The following is a 14,580-nucleotide window of genomic DNA, read 5'->3' as shown; positions in this document are numbered from 1 at the left end:
TACTACCTACCTTGGGCACCGCGGATCCGGCTCCGCCGGTCCGCCAGTGCCGCCCCCTGGGGGGCGCGCGTCAGCGCGTAGGGGAGGTCCTCTACTCCAGCTTTGCGCCCTTGCGTTCCGGGATCAGGAACAACGTGGCGAGAATGTCCAGTACATAGATCGACGCCAGCAGCGCGATCGCGTGGCTGAACGAATACTTCGCGGCCACCGCGCCCACCGCCAGCGGTCCGAATCCGCCCACGGCGCGGCCGATGTTGAACAGCACGTTCTGTGCCGTGGCCCGCGCCCGGGTGGGATACAGCTCGGAGATCAGCGCCCCGTAGCCGCCCAGCATGCCGTTCACGAACATGCCCATGACCGCTCCGCCGATCAGCAGGGCGTATTGCGCTTCGAGCTGCGAATAGGCCAGCACCGACAGCACCGCGCCCACCTGGTAGAGCAGGAAGATGGGACGCCGGCCGATGCGGTCCGCCAACTGGCCGAACAGCCAGATGCCGAAGGCCATGCCGAGAATGGTGACGGCGGTCCAGCCCGCCGACTTGGTCAGCGAATAGCCGAACTGCTTGCTCAGGTACGACGGCATCCAGATCATCACGCCGTAGTAGCCGAAGTTCTGCACCGAGGTCAGGATGACCACGCCCAGGCTGGCCCGCGTGGTCTTGGCATCGGCCACCAGCAGCTTGAACGCGTTGTCCTTCGGCGCCGTGGACTTCTGGCTTTCGACGAAGATCTTGGGTTCGCCGATGAAATGGCGGATGACGAAGGCCACGACCGCCGGCAGCACGCCGATGGCGAACATGCCGCGCCAGCCCACGATGGGCAGCAGGATGGGCGTGATCAGCGCCGCGGCCAGCACGCCTGCCTGCCAGCCCAGGCCGACGTAGGAGCTCATGCGGGCACGCTGCTCGGGACGGCAGGCCTCGGCGGCCAGCGCCATGCCGATGCCGAATTCGCCGCCCAGGCCCAGGCCGGCGATGGTACGGTACGCCAGCAGGTCCCAGTAGCCCTGGGCCAACGCGCACAGGCCGGTGAAGACCGCGAACAGCAGGATGGTCCAGTTCAGCACGCGCACGCGGCCGTACTTGTCGCTCAGCCACCCGAACACGATGCCGCCGACCACGGCGCCGACCAGCGTCCAGGTCACCAGCGACCCGGCCTGGGTGCTGGTCAGTCCCAGGTCCGACGAGATCGCCGCCAGGATGAAGCCCAGGATCAGAAGGTCGAAACCGTCGAGGGCGTAGCCCACCGTCGACGCAATGACCGCCTTGCGGGCGTAGTCTTCGCCCTCGTTCGCCTTGCCTGCGGGAATGTCCCCGGGACTCGCGGCGTATTTGTCTGCCATTTCCTATCTCCGAAAGGAAGAGGTATCCATCGATTCAAAAAAAGTGCTGCCAGGCGGCGGCTGCCTCCCGCCGGCGCCGCCCCCTGGAGGAGACGGCCCGTGCCGGACATGCTTGTGGCATGGAGCAGGCAAAAACTGTTTACGCCGAAAGTCTTTTTTTTTAGACTAAGACAACTTTTCTTACCTTTCAAGCAAAATTTCACTAAGCTGATAAGGTAAATCCCGATGTTGTCAGAGATGCACGATATTAGTGCAAACCCGCACTAACGCTGGGCATCGGAGAGGTGCTCCGCTCGATTCCGGGGCGGCGCGCACGAGTGGTTCGAAATCCAGGATTCTCATTTTTTAGACTTGCTTCGATGAACACTTCTTCCAGATCGCGCGCCGTCGATTTCCATGCCATCGGGGAAAGGCTGCGCGCCTATCGGATGGGCGCCTCGCTGCGGGCCGAGGACATCGCGGCCAGGCTGGGGGTGTCGCGGGCGGCGGTATACCGCATGGAGAAGGGCGAGATCGTCAAGATCGAGACGCTGGAGCGGCTGGCCCACATCCTGGACACCTCGCTGGCCTCGCTGCTGGGCGTGGGGGCTGAGTACTACACCTCGCCGGTGGCCTACATCGAACGCATGCGCCAGCTCGAGACCGACGCCACGCGCATCATGGCCCATTTCGAGCCCATCTCGTTCCTGCTGACCTCGGACGAGTACGCCGGCTACCTGGAACAGATGCTGCACGAGGCCCACCCCGGCATCGAGCCCGAACGCATGCAGGCCCTGATGAAGATTCTGGGCGAGCGCAAGCGGGCCTACGCCCGGCGCCGCCCGCCCATCATCAGCCTGATCGGGCTGCGCGAGATCGAGCGCTTCGTCCACTTCGGGCTGGTGGGCCGCATCGACCTGCCGCCCTCGGTGCGCATGGAGCGGTCGCTGGCGGCGCGGCGCGAGGTCGAGCGGATCATCGATCTATTGCGCGAGCACCCGATGGACATGCAGATCGGCATCGTCGACGACAGCATGCCCAACGCCACCTTCCAGGTATTCGAGCGGCCCAGCGCCTCGTTCGTGGCGGTCAGCCCGTTCCGCTTCGGCGAGCTGCCCAACGTCGCCACCGGCATCGCCCAGGTCACCTCGGCGCCCGAAGCGGTCGAGCTTTATACGAAAATGGTGGAAAACCTATGGGAACGCGCCTACAAAGGGCAACAGGCCGCGGAACTTCTGAGCAGCATGCTGAAGGTGGTCTGACCCCGCGTCGTTCGCCCCCACACATGGAACAGTGAAATGGAAGAAACCTCTATCGGATCGACGGTGGCGCAACTGCTGCTGGAATCGGGGGCGGTGCACGTCAGCTCGGGCAAGCCGTTCATCCTGCGCTCGGGCTGGGCCAGCCCGGTGTACGTGGACGTGCGGCGGCTGATCTCGTCGGTGGCGGGGCGCAAGGTGCTGGTGGACGCCGCGCAGGCCGTGGTGCGGCATCGCGTCGGCATGCAGAACATCGATGCCATCGCCGGGGCCGAGACGGCCGGCGTTCCCTACGCCGCCTGGCTGGCCGACCGGCTGTCGCTGCCGCTGCTGATCGTGCGCAAGAAGCCGCTGGGCTTCGGCCGCAACGCGCAGATCGAAGGCATGGCGCAGGCCGGCGCGCGGGTGCTGCTGGTGGACGACCTGACCACCGACGGCCAGAGCAAGCGCAACTTCTGCAAGGCGGTACGCGATTCGGGCCTGGAGCTGGCCCACGTCCTGAGCATCTTCTATTACGATACGTTTGTCGAAAGCCGGCGTACCATGGAAGAAATCGGTGTCACGATGCATGCGCTGGCCACCTGGCAGGACATCATCGCGCAGGCCAGGACGGGCACGGTCCTGACCGCCGCCGACATCGAAAAAGTAGAAGGATTCCTGCTCCATACTTCCGAATGGTCCAAGGCCCACGGCGGCATCTCCCGCCTTCCGTGACTCTTATCGCTACCCACGTGTTATGAACTTCACCGATCTGATCCAACGTTTCGCCGCCCAGGCCCCTGGTACCGACAGTTTCCTCAAGGTCAAGGAAGGTTCGCTGGCGCTGGTCTCCAGCGACTCCGAACATGCCGCCGCCTACTTCCTGATCTACGGTTTCGCCCGCTCGTACGTGCTGCTGTATGAAGACCAGGGCATCGCGCCCGCCTTCGCCGAAACCGCGAAGACCCAGCTCCTTTCCTACATGAACCGGCTCGACGAAGCGTTCAGGTCCGGCACGGCGCAGGATCTCGTCGCCGCCCTGAACTGGATCGTGCTGGACTACGGCCGCAGCGGAAAGATATTTTGAGCGCCCGCCCGGAGGCGCCCGCGGCCGCCTCGTCGCTGTACACGAACCGGCGCGTCGCGCCGCTGCTGGCCCTGGGCTTCGCCAGCGGCCTGCCCCTGGCGCTGACCAGCGGCACGCTGCAGGCCTGGGCCACCGTGGACGGCGTGTCGCTGCAGGCGATCGGCTTCCTGACCCTGGTCGGCTCGGCCTACACGCTGAAGTTCCTGTGGGCGCCGCTGATGGACCGCTATACGCCGCCGCTGCTGGGCCGCCGGCGCGGCTGGATGGTGGTCACGCAATTGCTGCTGGCGCTGGCCATCATGGCCATGGGCCTGCTCTCGCCCAGCGAAGCCCTGCTGCCGCTGGCGCTGATCGCCGTGTTCGTCGCCTTCTGCTCGTCCTCGCAGGACATCGCCTTCGACGCCTACCGCACCGACGTGCTGCGCAAGGAAGAACGCGGCGCCGGCGCCGCGGTGTCCGTGCTGGGCTACCGGCTGGCCATGCTGGTGTCGGGCGGGCTGGCGCTGGTCATCGCCGACAGCTGGCTGGGCTGGGGCAACATGTACGTGCTGATGGGCGGCCTGATGGCCCTGGCCATCCTGGCCACCCTGTGGGCCCCCGAACCCGAGACCCCCGCCGCCGCGCCCCGCACGCTGGCCGAGGCCGTGACGGGGCCGCTGGTCGAATTCTTCCGCCGCCCCGGCGCCATCGTGCTGCTGGTGCTGATCGTGCTCTACAAGCTGGGCGACGCCTTCGCCGGCAGCCTGTCCACCGCCTTCCTGATACGCGGCGCGGGCTTCTCCGCCACCGAGGTCGGCACCATCAACAAGGTGCTGGGCCTGGGCGCCACCATCATCGGCGCGCTGGCCGGCGGTTCGCTGCTGGCAAAGCTGGGCCTGTTCCGGTCGCTGATGCTGTTCGGCCTGCTGCAGGCCGTCTCCAACCTGGGATTCTGGCTGCTCGCCATCAGCCCCAAGAGCATCCTGCTGATGGCCGCCGCGGTCGGCATCGAGAACCTGTGCGGCGGCATGGGAACGGCGGCCTTCGTGGCCCTGCTCATGGGCCTGTGCGACCACCGCTTCTCGGCCACCCAGTTCGCGCTGCTGTCCGCCCTGTCCGCCGTGGGGCGCACCTACCTGGCCGGGCCGCTGGCCCCGCCCATGGTCGAGAACTACGGCTGGCCGACGTTCTTCCTGGTCACCGTGGCCATCGCCCTGCCCGGCATGGTCCTGCTGTGGTGGCGGCGGGCCGACGTGCGGGCGCTGGACCAGGCCTGAGGCGGCCTGGCGGACGGCATCAGACGAAGTCGTCGTCCGAGAACGTATCGTCGGTGAAGGAATCGTCGGCCGAGGTGTCATAGGCCTGCGCGTCGCCGCCCGCATCCGGACGGTCGTCATTTCCGCTGTCGTAGTAGTTGTTGGTGACGTTCTGCGTGATCGTTTCCGCAGCCGGCGCATTGCCCGCCGGATGCGCGGCCTGGGCCGCGCCGCCGCCCATCAGGTGCTCGATGCCGTTGAACAGGAACATGCCGCCCGCCACTCCCGCCGCCGTAGCCGCGGCATTGCCCAGGAAGCTGCCCATGGCGCCTCCTGCGGCCGGTGCGCCGGCATAGGGCGCCGCGGGCGCGGCGGGCCGGTACTCCGGGCGCTGGCCGATGTCGCTGCCGATCATGGAACCACTGGCGGGCGCTGATCGCGCCGGCGCCTTGCCCCACGTATCGCCGCCCAGCAATCCGCCCAGGAAACTGCGCGCGGGCCGGGCTTCCTGCTGCTGCCGCGAGGCGGCCTGCAGTTCAGCCACCTGCTGCTCCAGGGCCGCGATGCGCGCCTGCGCGCCTTCCAGCGCATGTTCCAGCAACAGCGCGCGCTGGATGCTGAGGTACAGCGCGTCGGGCTGGCCGGCCGCGCGCTGCCGGATCAGGGCATCGGCCTCGGGGTCCTTGTCCATGCCCCGGACGCCGGCCAGGCGGTCCAGGAAACTGTCGAGCAGGGCGCGTTCTTGCGGTGTCATGAGCGGTTCTCCCGGTATGCCGGCCCAAGGCCGGCGCATTGCCGCGGATGATGGCGGCCGGGGCTTAATCCTGGCTTAAGCGCCGGGACACGCCTCCCTCACCCAGTGCACCCGCAGCCGGTCATACACCAGGTTATACACGTAGGTATAGGGCAGGAAGAACAGCAGCAACCCGATATCCAGCACCAGAGCCTCCCACAGCGAAATGCTCAGCCACCATGCCGCCAACGGCACCACGATCAGGATCAGGCCGAATTCGAAGCCCAGCGCGTGGGTCATCCGGACCCGCGTATCGCGCACCCAGCCCAGTCGGCGCTCCACGCGCTCGAAGCCGGCGTTGTAGACCATGTTCCACAACATGGCGATAAGCGAGATCACCGCCGTCAGCGCGCCCATGTGCAGCAGCGGCTTGCCCATGACCCAGGCCAGCGCGGGCGCGCACAGCGCCACCGCGATGATCTCGAAGCACAGGGCGTGCGCCAGGCGTTCACGCAGCGATTTCTTGTTCTGCAACACGTTCAACCTCGTTACGTTGATGTCGTCCCCGTATTTTCTGCCATACTTCCGTTGAATAAAACCTAATTACCATCGGATTTTCCGATAGAAAACCAAACATGGCCTATTCCCTGGAAGCGCTGGCGGCCTTCACCCAGGCGGCCGCGCTGGGCTCGTTCTCGGCCGCCGCGCGCAAGCTGGGCAAGCGGCAGTCGAGCATCAGCGAAAGCATCGCCAACCTGGAAATCGACCTGGGCGTGCAGTTGTTCGACCGCGCCACCCGCCAGCCCACGCTGACGCCGGCGGGCCGGGCACTGCTGGTGGAGGCGGCGCAGGTCCTGGCCAGCGCCGAGCAACTGGGCCGCGCCGCCGGCCGCTATGCCCAAGGGCACGAGGCGCGGCTCACGCTGGCGCTGTCCGACACCTATCAGTCCGAGCGCTTCGAGGCCATACTGGCCGCGCTCGACCGCAAGTATCCCGACATCGAGTTCGAATGCATGATGTCCGAGGACTGGGATACGGTCGCCACCGTGCAGCGCGGCCGCGCCAACCTGGGGCTGGTACGCGCGCAGGAACAGTACCCGCCGGACGTGGAACACCGCACGCTGCCGGACCTGTCGGAAATGGTGGTGGTCACGGGCAAGGGGCATCCGCTGGCCAGGCTCGGCACGGTCACCGAAGCCGACCTGCGCCAGGCGCGCGAACTGCGCATCGCGCCTTACGAGGACGACGGCCGCCGCATCGCGCGGGGCCGCACCTGGTCCGCGCCCTACTACCTGATGCTGCTGGAAATGGCGGTGATGAACTTTGGCTGGGCCAGGATGCCGCGCTGGCTGGTGACGCATTTCGCCGCCGGCAGGCTGGTGGAGTTGCAGGTGCCCGGCCAGGAGCGCCTGCTGCCGGTGGACGTGGTGTGGTCCAACCAGCATCCCCTGGGCCCCGTCGGGGCCTGGATGCTGGAGGAACTGCTCAAGGCCTGACCGCGCCCGCCGTCAGTTCGGCGATGGCCTCGCGCTCGGTACGGAATATATGGTGGGGCGGCAGCATGGCCGTGACGCCCGCGGTATCGAACACGTCTTCCACCTGCTTCTTCACGCCCGCCAAGTACAGGTCCACGCCCTGGTCGCGCAGCGTGCCGATCAGGTAGATCAGCGTATCGACTCCGGTCACGTCGATGCTGTTGATCGGCCCGGCATAAATCAGCACCCGCTTGATGCCGGGATCGGCCCGACAGCGTTCGATCACGAAATGCTCCAGCGGATTGGCCGTGACGAAGCTCAGCCCCGCGTCCATGCGTACCGCCAGCAGGTCCGGCGCCAGCGGCGGCAGGCCGAAGCGCAGGCGGTCCCGCAGCGTGCCGTCGGCGTGGACGGCGACCTCGACGATGCGGGGATGCGAGCGCTGGTACAGGAAGTAACCCAGGGACAGGATGAAACCCGCCAGGATGCCCCACTGCAACTGCGGCGCGGCGATCAGGGTGGCCACGGCCGTGGACGCGGCGATGACGGCCTCGGCACGCGACGTGGCCCATAGCCGGACGAAGAAGCGCGGGGTGATCAGGTTGGAGACCGGCACGATGATGACGGCCGCCAGGAAGGCCCGCGGCAGGTGGGCGATGGCCGGCGTCAGGAACAGCAGGCTCGCCAGCACGCACACGAAGGCGAACAGCGCGGACCAGCCCGAACGCGCACCCACGAACAGGTTCAGCGCCGAGCGCGAGAACGAGGCGCTGACCGGAAAGGCGCCGCTCAGGCCGCTGGCGATCTTGGCCAGGCCCTGGCCGATGAACTCCTGGTCTTCGTCCCAGCGCCGGCGCGTGCTGCGCGAGATGGTCTTGGCGCTGGACAGCGCCTCCACGAAGCTGACCAGCGCGATCACCGCCGCCGCGGGCAGCAGGCTGCGGTAGTCCTCCCAGTCCAGCAACTTGGGCACGGTGAACTGCGGCAGGCCCGCCGGCAGCGTCCCGACCACGGCGCCGCCCCGCGCGCCGTAGCCGATGGCCCAGCTGACCAGGCCCGTCGCCAGCGCGGCCGCCAGCACGATGGGCAGGCGCTTGCTGTGCTTCTTCAGCGCGAACAGGAAGACCAGCGTCCCCACGCCGAAGGCGAATGCCGTCCAGTCCACGCCGCCCAACAGGCCTCGCGGATCGGCCGCGGCCAGCGCGCCCCTCGCCCCGCTCCAGTCCAGCCCCAGCATGGCGGGCAGTTGCGACAGCATGATCAGCAGCGCGGCGGCCTGGGTGAACGCGCCCACGACCGAGCCCGGCAGGAAGTTCACCACCATGCCCAGCCGGGTCGCGCCGATCAGCATCTGTATCGCGCCCGCCATCAGCGCCAGCCAGATCGCCAGTTCGACCCAGCGCGCCGACTCGGCGGCCGCCATGCCCGACAGCGATCCCGCCACCAGCATGCTGGTCAGCGCGACGGGCCCCGCGCCCAGCAATTGGCACGATCCCCACAGCACGCTGATCACCGGCGGAATCAGCGCGGCGTACAGGCCGGTGATGGGCGGCATGCCGGCCAGCATGGCGTAGGCCACGGCCTGCGGCACCAGGATCAGGCCGAGCGTGAAGCCGGCCCGGGCATCGGCGGCAAGGTCGGCGGCGTTGGGCCGGGGCCAGTTCAGGAAGGGAAGATAGCGGGCAAACAGAGCGGACATGGAAAATGCGCCGGATCGGAGTCGGCGGGGTCAGAGGTGGCGCGGCTTGCGCGGCGCGCGCACGGCGAAATGGTCGTAGACGGCATCGGGCAGCAGGCGCATCAGCTTGGCGACGATGCCCATCTGCCAGGGAATGACGGTGTAGCGGACGCCGCGGTCCAGGGCGCGGGAAGCTTTCGCGGCGAATACGTCGGCATCCATCAGGAACGGCATCGAATACGGGTTGCGCGCGGTCATGGGCGTGCGGATGTAGCCGGGGGCGATGGTCGTCACGCGTATGCCCTGGGGCGACAACTCGTTGCGCAGGCTTTCGCAGTAGGCGATGACCGCCGCCTTCGACGCGCTGTACGCCCCCGCGCCGGGCAGCCCGCGTATGCCGGCCACGCTGGCGATGCCCGCCAGGTGGCCCCGCCCGGCCTGCTTCATGGCGGGAATGAACGGTTCGAAGGTCGCCACCATGGCGACCAGGTTGGTGTTGATCACGGCGCGGAAAGCGTCGAAATCCTCCATTTCCTCGGTCAGCGTGCCGGTGCTGATGCCGGCATTGGCGATCACCAGATCGGTGTCGCCCAAGGCCAGGAAATCCCGGGCCGCCGCGTGCAGGGCATCGCGGTCACGCACGTCCAGCGCGTAGCAGCGGTGGCTGCCCGGCAGCGACGCGGCCAGCGCCTGCAGGGCCTCCCGGCGCCGGCCCACCAGGCCCAGCGTGGCGCCCAGGGCCGCGTAGCGGCTCGCCAGCGCCTGGCCGATGCCGCTGCTCGCGCCGGTAATGAAGACGTTCATGCTCCCCTCTCGTGAGTTCATCATTATCACCTTTAATCATGTAGTTCTTACTGGAAATCATTAAGAAACCGGCCTGCGCGCCACCCGATTGTCGCCAGGAAACCAGGCCGGCCGGCCCTGGATGAATCTGCGATACTGCGAAAAGAACCGCGTCCGCGGCACCACAGAGAGCAAGATGACGTCCCTTCCCATTTCCGATGTGCAAGCCGCGCTGGCCGGACTGATCGGCCAGGCGAATGTCTATGCCGATCCCGCGGACAAGGCCCGCTACGAGACCGGCGCCCGCTACGGCGACGGCAAGGCCGCCCTGGTGGTGCGGCCCGGCTCGGCCGCCGAAGTAGCCGCGGTGGTGCGCTACTGCGTGGACACCGGCACGCCCCTGATCGCCCAGGGCGCCAACACCGGCCTGGTGGCCGCCAGCACGCCGGACGCCAGCGGCACCCAGGTCGTGCTGAGCCTGGAGCGGCTGCGCGGCGAAATCGCGATCGACCGCGCCAACCGCACCGCCACCGTAGGCGCCGGCGTCACGCTGCAGGAACTGAACGACAAGCTGGCCGAACATGGCCTGTGCTTTCCCATCGACCTGGGCGCCAACCCCTCGCTGGGCGGCATGATCGCCACCAATACCGGCGGCTCGCGGCTGATCCGCTACGGCGACGTGCGCCACAACCTGCTGGGCATCGAAGTCGTGCTGGCCGATCCGCCCGGACAGGTGCTCGACCTGATGAGCGGACTGCGCAAGAACAATACCGGCTACGACCTCAAGCAATTCTTCGTCGGCGTGAGCGGCGCGGGCGGCATCATCACCCGCGCCGTGGTGCAGGTCCACCCCCTGCCCCGCCAGACGGCCACCGCGCTGATCGTGCCCACCAGCCAGGAAGCCGTGCTGGAACTGCTGATCGCGCTGGAAAGCGAGTTCGGCGATTTCCTGACCGCCTACGAGGGCATGTCCAGCTCCACCGTCCAGTCGGTCATCGACCACGTGCCCGGCGTCGCCAACCCCTTCGCACCCGAGCCCATTCCCGACTATTGCCTGCTGGTGGAACTGGCCGCCACCTCGTCGCGCGAAGTGCTGGGCGTGGACCTGCAATCGGCGCTGAACGATTTCCTGGAACGGCAGTTCGACGTGCTCGTGGCCAATGCCGTGCTGGACGGCGGCCCCGACCTCTGGAAGATCCGCCATTCCATCAGCGAATCCATCCGCCACCAGGGCAAGCTGATCGCCTTCGACATCGCCGTGCCTCGCTCCTCGATGGTGGACTTCCAGACCACCGCGCGGCGGATGCTGGAAGCCGACTTCCCCTGGCTGCGCCTGTTCGACTTCGGCCACTGGGCCGACGGCGGCACCCACTTCAACATCGTCTGGCCCCACGACGCCACGCCCGCCTACGACACGGACACCGTGGAAAAACTACGGCTGGCGATCTACGACCTGGTGGTCCGCCAGTTCGGCGGCAGCTTCAGCGCCGAACACGGCGTCGGCCCCTACAACGAACGCTTCTACCACCGCTATGCCTCGCCCGAAGCACAGGTGCTGTCGGGCAAGATCCAGCAAGCCATCGACCCCCGGCATGCGCTGGGCCAAGTCCATTTCGGCCCATCTCCCAAACCCTGACTTTCTCCAGAAAACAAGAACGGCCTTGCACGGTTAAATGCAAGGCCGTTCTCGTATCCACAATCCGGACCCAGGGCACAGCGGATCCGGCTCCGCCGGTCCGCCAGTGCCGCCCCCTCGAGGGGGCGCCCGAAGGGCGTAGGGGGTGGGCTTTCCTTGCGCGCGTCAGCGCGTAGGGGGGGTCCTTTCCTTCCCGATCAGGAAGTCGGCGACCTGGAGAGCGCCCAGATTGCTGCCGGTCAGCGACGGCGAGGTCAGGTAGCGGCCGTTGATGGCCAGCGTGGGCACGCCGTCGATCTTGTAGGCTTCGGCCAGCTTGGTGGCGCGCTGCACCTTGCTCTGGACACCGAAGGAGTTGTAGGCGGCCGTGAACTGGGCGCGGTCCAGGCCCTGCTTCTCGGCCCAGTCGAAGATGCGGTTGGCCGTGTTCAGCGGCTGGCGTTGCTCGTGGATGGCGGTGAAGACCATGCGATGCAGCTGGTCGACCTTGCCCAGGGCTTCCAGGGTGTAGTACAGGCGCTGCTGCGGCTCCATGCCGGCATTGAAGCGAACCGGCACGCGGCGCACCACGACGTCGGCCGGCAGCTTCTTGATCCAGGACTCCAGGCTCGGCTCCAGCGCGTTGCAGTGCGGGCAGCTATACCAGAAGAACTCGGTGACCTCGACCTTGCCCGGCGAATCGGTGGCCTGGGGCTGCTGCAGGCGGATGTACTCGGTGCCTTCGCGCGGCTGCTGCGCCTGGGCGGTGCCCGGCAGGGCGGCGACGAAACCGGCGGCCAGGGCCAGGCCGGCGAACATGTGGCGGAAAGCGTAGCGACCGATCATAGGATTCCTCTGATAACGTGGCCCGGACGGCGGACCGGCCGGGCGCGGTGAAAACTCGGACCGCGGCGGGCCGCGCGAAGTTCCACCCGGATCATTTCTTCACGACGGCTGCCTCGATGCCGTTCTCGGCCAGGCGCGCGCGCGTGCGGTTCATGTCGTCGAGCCGGGTGAACGGCCCCACGCGTACGCGGTGCACCGTGCCGGCGGCCACGTCGGCCGTCTCCAGGCGCGCCTCGAACCCCATGAAGGCCAGCTTGGCCTTCAGTGCCTCGGCGTCCTCGATCACGCGATAGGCGCCGACCTGCAGGAAATAGGTGCCCGACGCTCCCGCCGCCGCACCGGGCGCCGGGGAAGGCGCGGCCGCCTGCGGCGCGGAAGGCTGCGCACCCTTCTTGGTCTTGTCGACGTTCTGGCTGGCCAGGAAATCGCCCAGCGGATCGCGGGTGGCCTGGGGCACCGGCGCGGGCGCCGGCTGCGTGGCCGAGGGGCCCGAGGCCGAAGGCGCTCCGGCGGGGCCATCCTTGCCGTAAAGGCTGCGATTCGGATCCGGCGCGTTGGCCGGATCGGGCGGCTGCGCGGGCGCCGCCGGCGGCCGCGTTCCCTTGCTGACGAAGGGCACCGGCGCCTTGGTGATGTAGAACGCCACCAGCACGGCCACCAGCAGGCCGACCAGCAACCCCGCCATCAGGCCGAACATGGTCCCGCCTACCGCGCGTTTGGGCGCGGCCTGGCGCTGGTTGGCGCTGCCCTGCTTGCCGCCGCGGGCAGGCTTCGTCTTCGCTGTGGAGGCCATGAATCGTTACATCCGTTGCGGAGCGGAAACGCCCAGCAACGCCAGTCCGTTGGCCAGCACCTGCCGGGTCGCGGCCAGCAGCGCCAGGCGCGCCAGCTTCAGCGCCTCGTCGTCCACCAGCACGCGCTCGGCATTGTAGTAGGCATGGAAATCGGCGGCGCAATCCTTGAGCCAGAAAGCGACGTGGTGCGGCGACAGGTCGTTGGCCGCCAGCCCCACCATGGACGGGAGCTCGGCCAGCCGCTGCAGCAGCAGGAACTCCCGTTCGGCCGTCAGCAGCGAGGTATCCGCGCGCGCCAGGTCGGCTTCGTCTCCGCCCCACTGCGCCAGCACCGAGCAGATGCGCGCATGGGCGTACTGGATGTAATAGACGGGGTTCTCGTCGGTCTGCTTGAGGGCCAGGTCGACGTCGAACACGAATTCGGTATCGGCGCGGCGCTGGATCAGGAAGTAGCGCACCGCGTCGCGGCCCACCCAGTCGATCAGGTCGCGCATGGTCACGTAGCTGCCGGCGCGCTTGGAGATCTTGACCTCTTCGCCGCCGCGCATGACCTTGACCATCTTGTGCAGCACGTAGTCGGGGTAGCCCTTGGGAATGCCCACGTCCAGCGCCTGCAGGCCCGAGCGCACCCGCGCCACGGTGCCGTGGTGGTCCGAGCCCTGGATGTTGATGGCCTTGGTGTAGCCGCGCTCCCATTTGGTCACGTGGTAGGCCACGTCCGGCACGAAATAGGTGTAGCCGCCCTCGGACTTGCGCATGACGCGGTCCTTGTCGTCGCCTTCGCCCAGCTCCGTCGTGCGCAGCCACAGCGCGCCGTCCTGCTCGTACGTATGGCCGCTGGCGACCAGGCGCTGCACGGTCTGCTCGACCCGGCCCGACGTGTACAGCGAGCTTTCCAGGTAGTAGTTGTCGAACTTCAGGTCGAAGGCCTGCAGGTCCAGGTCCTGCTCGCGGCGCAGGTAGGCCACGGCGAACTTGCGGATGTCGTCGAGGTTCTCGGCATCGCCCGTGCCCGTGACCGGCTCGGCGTCGGCCGCCTGCACCGTCTTGCGGGCCAGGAAGTCCGTCGCGATTTCCGAGATGTATTCACCGCGATAACCGTCCGCGGGGAAATCCGGATGCTCGGGGCCGAAGCCGCGCGCACGCGCCTGGACGCTGATCGCCAGGTTCTGGATCTGGTTGCCGGCGTCGTTGTAGTAGAACTCGCGCGTGACGTTCCAGCCGCTGGCGTCGAACAGGCGGCAGATCGCATCGCCCAGCGCGGCCTGGCGGGCATGGCCGACGTGCAGCGGACCGGTGGGGTTGGCCGACACGAATTCGACCATCACCTTGCGGCCGTTGGCCGGCGCCCGGCCGAACTCGGCGCCGCGCACGCGGATGGCGTCGACCACCGCCTGCTTGGCGGCGGGCGCAATACGCAGATTGATGAAGCCCGGCCCGGCGATCTCGGCACCCTGGACGAGCGCGGCCGCGCCCGGCAGCGCCAGCAGCGCATCGACGATGGCCTGCGCCAGCTCGCGGGGATTGCGCTTGAGGGGCTTGGCGATCTGCATCGCCACGTTGGTGGCGGCGTCGCCGTGGGAGGCCACCTTGGGCCGCTCGAGCAGCAAGGTGGGCGTGGCTTCGGGGGCAACGGCCTTGACGGCGGCGCCCAGGAGGCCCAGAAGTTGTTCCTGTTGCTCGGGGAGCATGGCTGGACTGATCGCGCTAAAAGAAAAACCAAGAGCGGAATGTTAACAGCCGCGAGCCGGGGAGGGGGAAAGCCACGGCCCCCT

14 protein-coding genes are annotated in these 14,580 nt (G+C 67.8%); 6 read left to right on the top strand and 8 right to left on the bottom strand.

The features are described from left to right. Positions 1-91: 91 nt before the first annotated feature. Positions 92-1,342, bottom strand: a complete 1,251-nt coding sequence (locus EV675_RS06365; RefSeq protein ID WP_130356490.1) for an MFS transporter — start codon at positions 1,340-1,342, stop codon at positions 92-94. 359 nt (positions 1,343-1,701) lie between these two features. On the opposite strand from EV675_RS06365, the gene EV675_RS06360 reads away from it, so the two are divergent. The 4 genes from EV675_RS06360 to EV675_RS06345 are packed head-to-tail and all read left to right on the top strand — an operon-like array spanning position 1,702 to position 4,902. Beyond that, a complete protein-coding gene (locus EV675_RS06360; protein ID WP_130356489.1) occupies positions 1,702-2,583 on the top strand; it encodes a helix-turn-helix domain-containing protein in 882 nt (293 codons plus the stop codon). Positions 2,584-2,619: 36 nt separating this feature from the next. Next, entirely contained in the window at positions 2,620-3,294 is a 675-nt protein-coding gene (locus tag EV675_RS06355; RefSeq protein ID WP_130356488.1) for an orotate phosphoribosyltransferase, read from the top strand. A gap of 22 nt (positions 3,295-3,316) precedes the next feature. After that, the gene (locus tag EV675_RS06350; protein WP_087838841.1) at positions 3,317-3,646 is read left to right on the top strand and encodes a hypothetical protein; all 330 of its coding nucleotides are present in this window, start codon (positions 3,317-3,319) and stop codon (positions 3,644-3,646) included. Then, positions 3,643-4,902: a muropeptide transporter gene (locus tag EV675_RS06345; RefSeq protein WP_165404459.1), complete on the top strand. Its 1,260-nt coding sequence runs from the start codon at positions 3,643-3,645 to the stop codon at positions 4,900-4,902. The genes EV675_RS06350 and EV675_RS06345 overlap by 4 nt, the downstream gene beginning before the upstream one ends. A 19-nt stretch (positions 4,903-4,921) precedes the next feature. Here EV675_RS06345 and EV675_RS06340 read toward each other — a convergent pair whose 3' ends face one another. Together EV675_RS06340 and EV675_RS06335 are read right to left on the bottom strand one after the other, a co-directional pair. Next, complete coding sequence (locus EV675_RS06340; protein ID WP_130356487.1) at positions 4,922-5,635, bottom strand: DUF2076 domain-containing protein; 714 nt, start codon at positions 5,633-5,635, stop codon at positions 4,922-4,924. A gap of 75 nt (positions 5,636-5,710) precedes the next feature. Beyond that, positions 5,711-6,151 carry a multidrug/biocide efflux PACE transporter gene (locus EV675_RS06335; RefSeq protein WP_130356486.1) on the bottom strand — a complete coding sequence of 147 codons (441 nt, stop codon included), beginning with the start codon at positions 6,149-6,151 and terminating at the stop codon, positions 5,711-5,713. A gap of 98 nt (positions 6,152-6,249) precedes the next feature. On the opposite strand from EV675_RS06335, the gene EV675_RS06330 reads away from it, so the two are divergent. Continuing rightward, the gene (locus tag EV675_RS06330; protein ID WP_130356485.1) at positions 6,250-7,110 is read left to right on the top strand and encodes a LysR family transcriptional regulator; all 861 of its coding nucleotides are present in this window, start codon (positions 6,250-6,252) and stop codon (positions 7,108-7,110) included. On the opposite strand, the gene EV675_RS06325 is transcribed toward EV675_RS06330, so the two are convergent. Both EV675_RS06325 and EV675_RS06320 read right to left on the bottom strand, forming a co-directional pair. Beyond that, positions 7,100-8,788: a SulP family inorganic anion transporter gene (locus tag EV675_RS06325; RefSeq protein WP_130356484.1), complete on the bottom strand. Its 1,689-nt coding sequence runs from the start codon at positions 8,786-8,788 to the stop codon at positions 7,100-7,102. The two genes, EV675_RS06330 and EV675_RS06325, sit on opposite strands and share 11 nt — an antisense overlap. A gap of 30 nt (positions 8,789-8,818) precedes the next feature. Further along, complete coding sequence (locus EV675_RS06320; protein WP_130356483.1) at positions 8,819-9,571, bottom strand: SDR family oxidoreductase; 753 nt, start codon at positions 9,569-9,571, stop codon at positions 8,819-8,821. A 175-nt stretch (positions 9,572-9,746) separates the two neighbouring features. Here EV675_RS06320 and EV675_RS06315 point away from each other — a divergent pair, with 175 nt between their 5' ends. Then, positions 9,747-11,186, top strand: a complete 1,440-nt coding sequence (locus EV675_RS06315) for an FAD-binding oxidoreductase (RefSeq protein WP_165404458.1) — start codon at positions 9,747-9,749, stop codon at positions 11,184-11,186. Positions 11,187-11,351: 165 nt separating this feature from the next. On the opposite strand, the gene EV675_RS06310 is transcribed toward EV675_RS06315, so the two are convergent. The 3 genes from EV675_RS06310 to argS all read right to left on the bottom strand — a co-directional run bounded on the left by EV675_RS06310 (position 11,352) and on the right by argS (position 14,496). Next, the gene (locus tag EV675_RS06310) at positions 11,352-12,011 is read right to left on the bottom strand and encodes a thiol:disulfide interchange protein DsbA/DsbL (RefSeq protein WP_242621349.1); all 660 of its coding nucleotides are present in this window, start codon (positions 12,009-12,011) and stop codon (positions 11,352-11,354) included. Positions 12,012-12,102: 91 nt separating this feature from the next. Further along, positions 12,103-12,804 (bottom strand): SPOR domain-containing protein, encoded by a 702-nt coding sequence (locus EV675_RS06305; RefSeq protein WP_242621348.1) that lies wholly within the window; start codon positions 12,802-12,804, stop codon positions 12,103-12,105. Between the two features lie 6 nt (positions 12,805-12,810). Beyond that, the gene (gene argS / locus EV675_RS06300) at positions 12,811-14,496 is read right to left on the bottom strand and encodes an arginine--tRNA ligase (RefSeq protein ID WP_130356481.1); all 1,686 of its coding nucleotides are present in this window, start codon (positions 14,494-14,496) and stop codon (positions 12,811-12,813) included. Positions 14,497-14,580 lie beyond the last annotated feature (84 nt).

Origin of the sequence: Pigmentiphaga kullae (assembly GCF_004216695.1) — a bacterium.
GTDB lineage: Bacteria > Pseudomonadota > Gammaproteobacteria > Burkholderiales > Burkholderiaceae_B > Pigmentiphaga > Pigmentiphaga kullae.
This window is presented reverse-complemented; position numbering and strand designations above follow the sequence as displayed.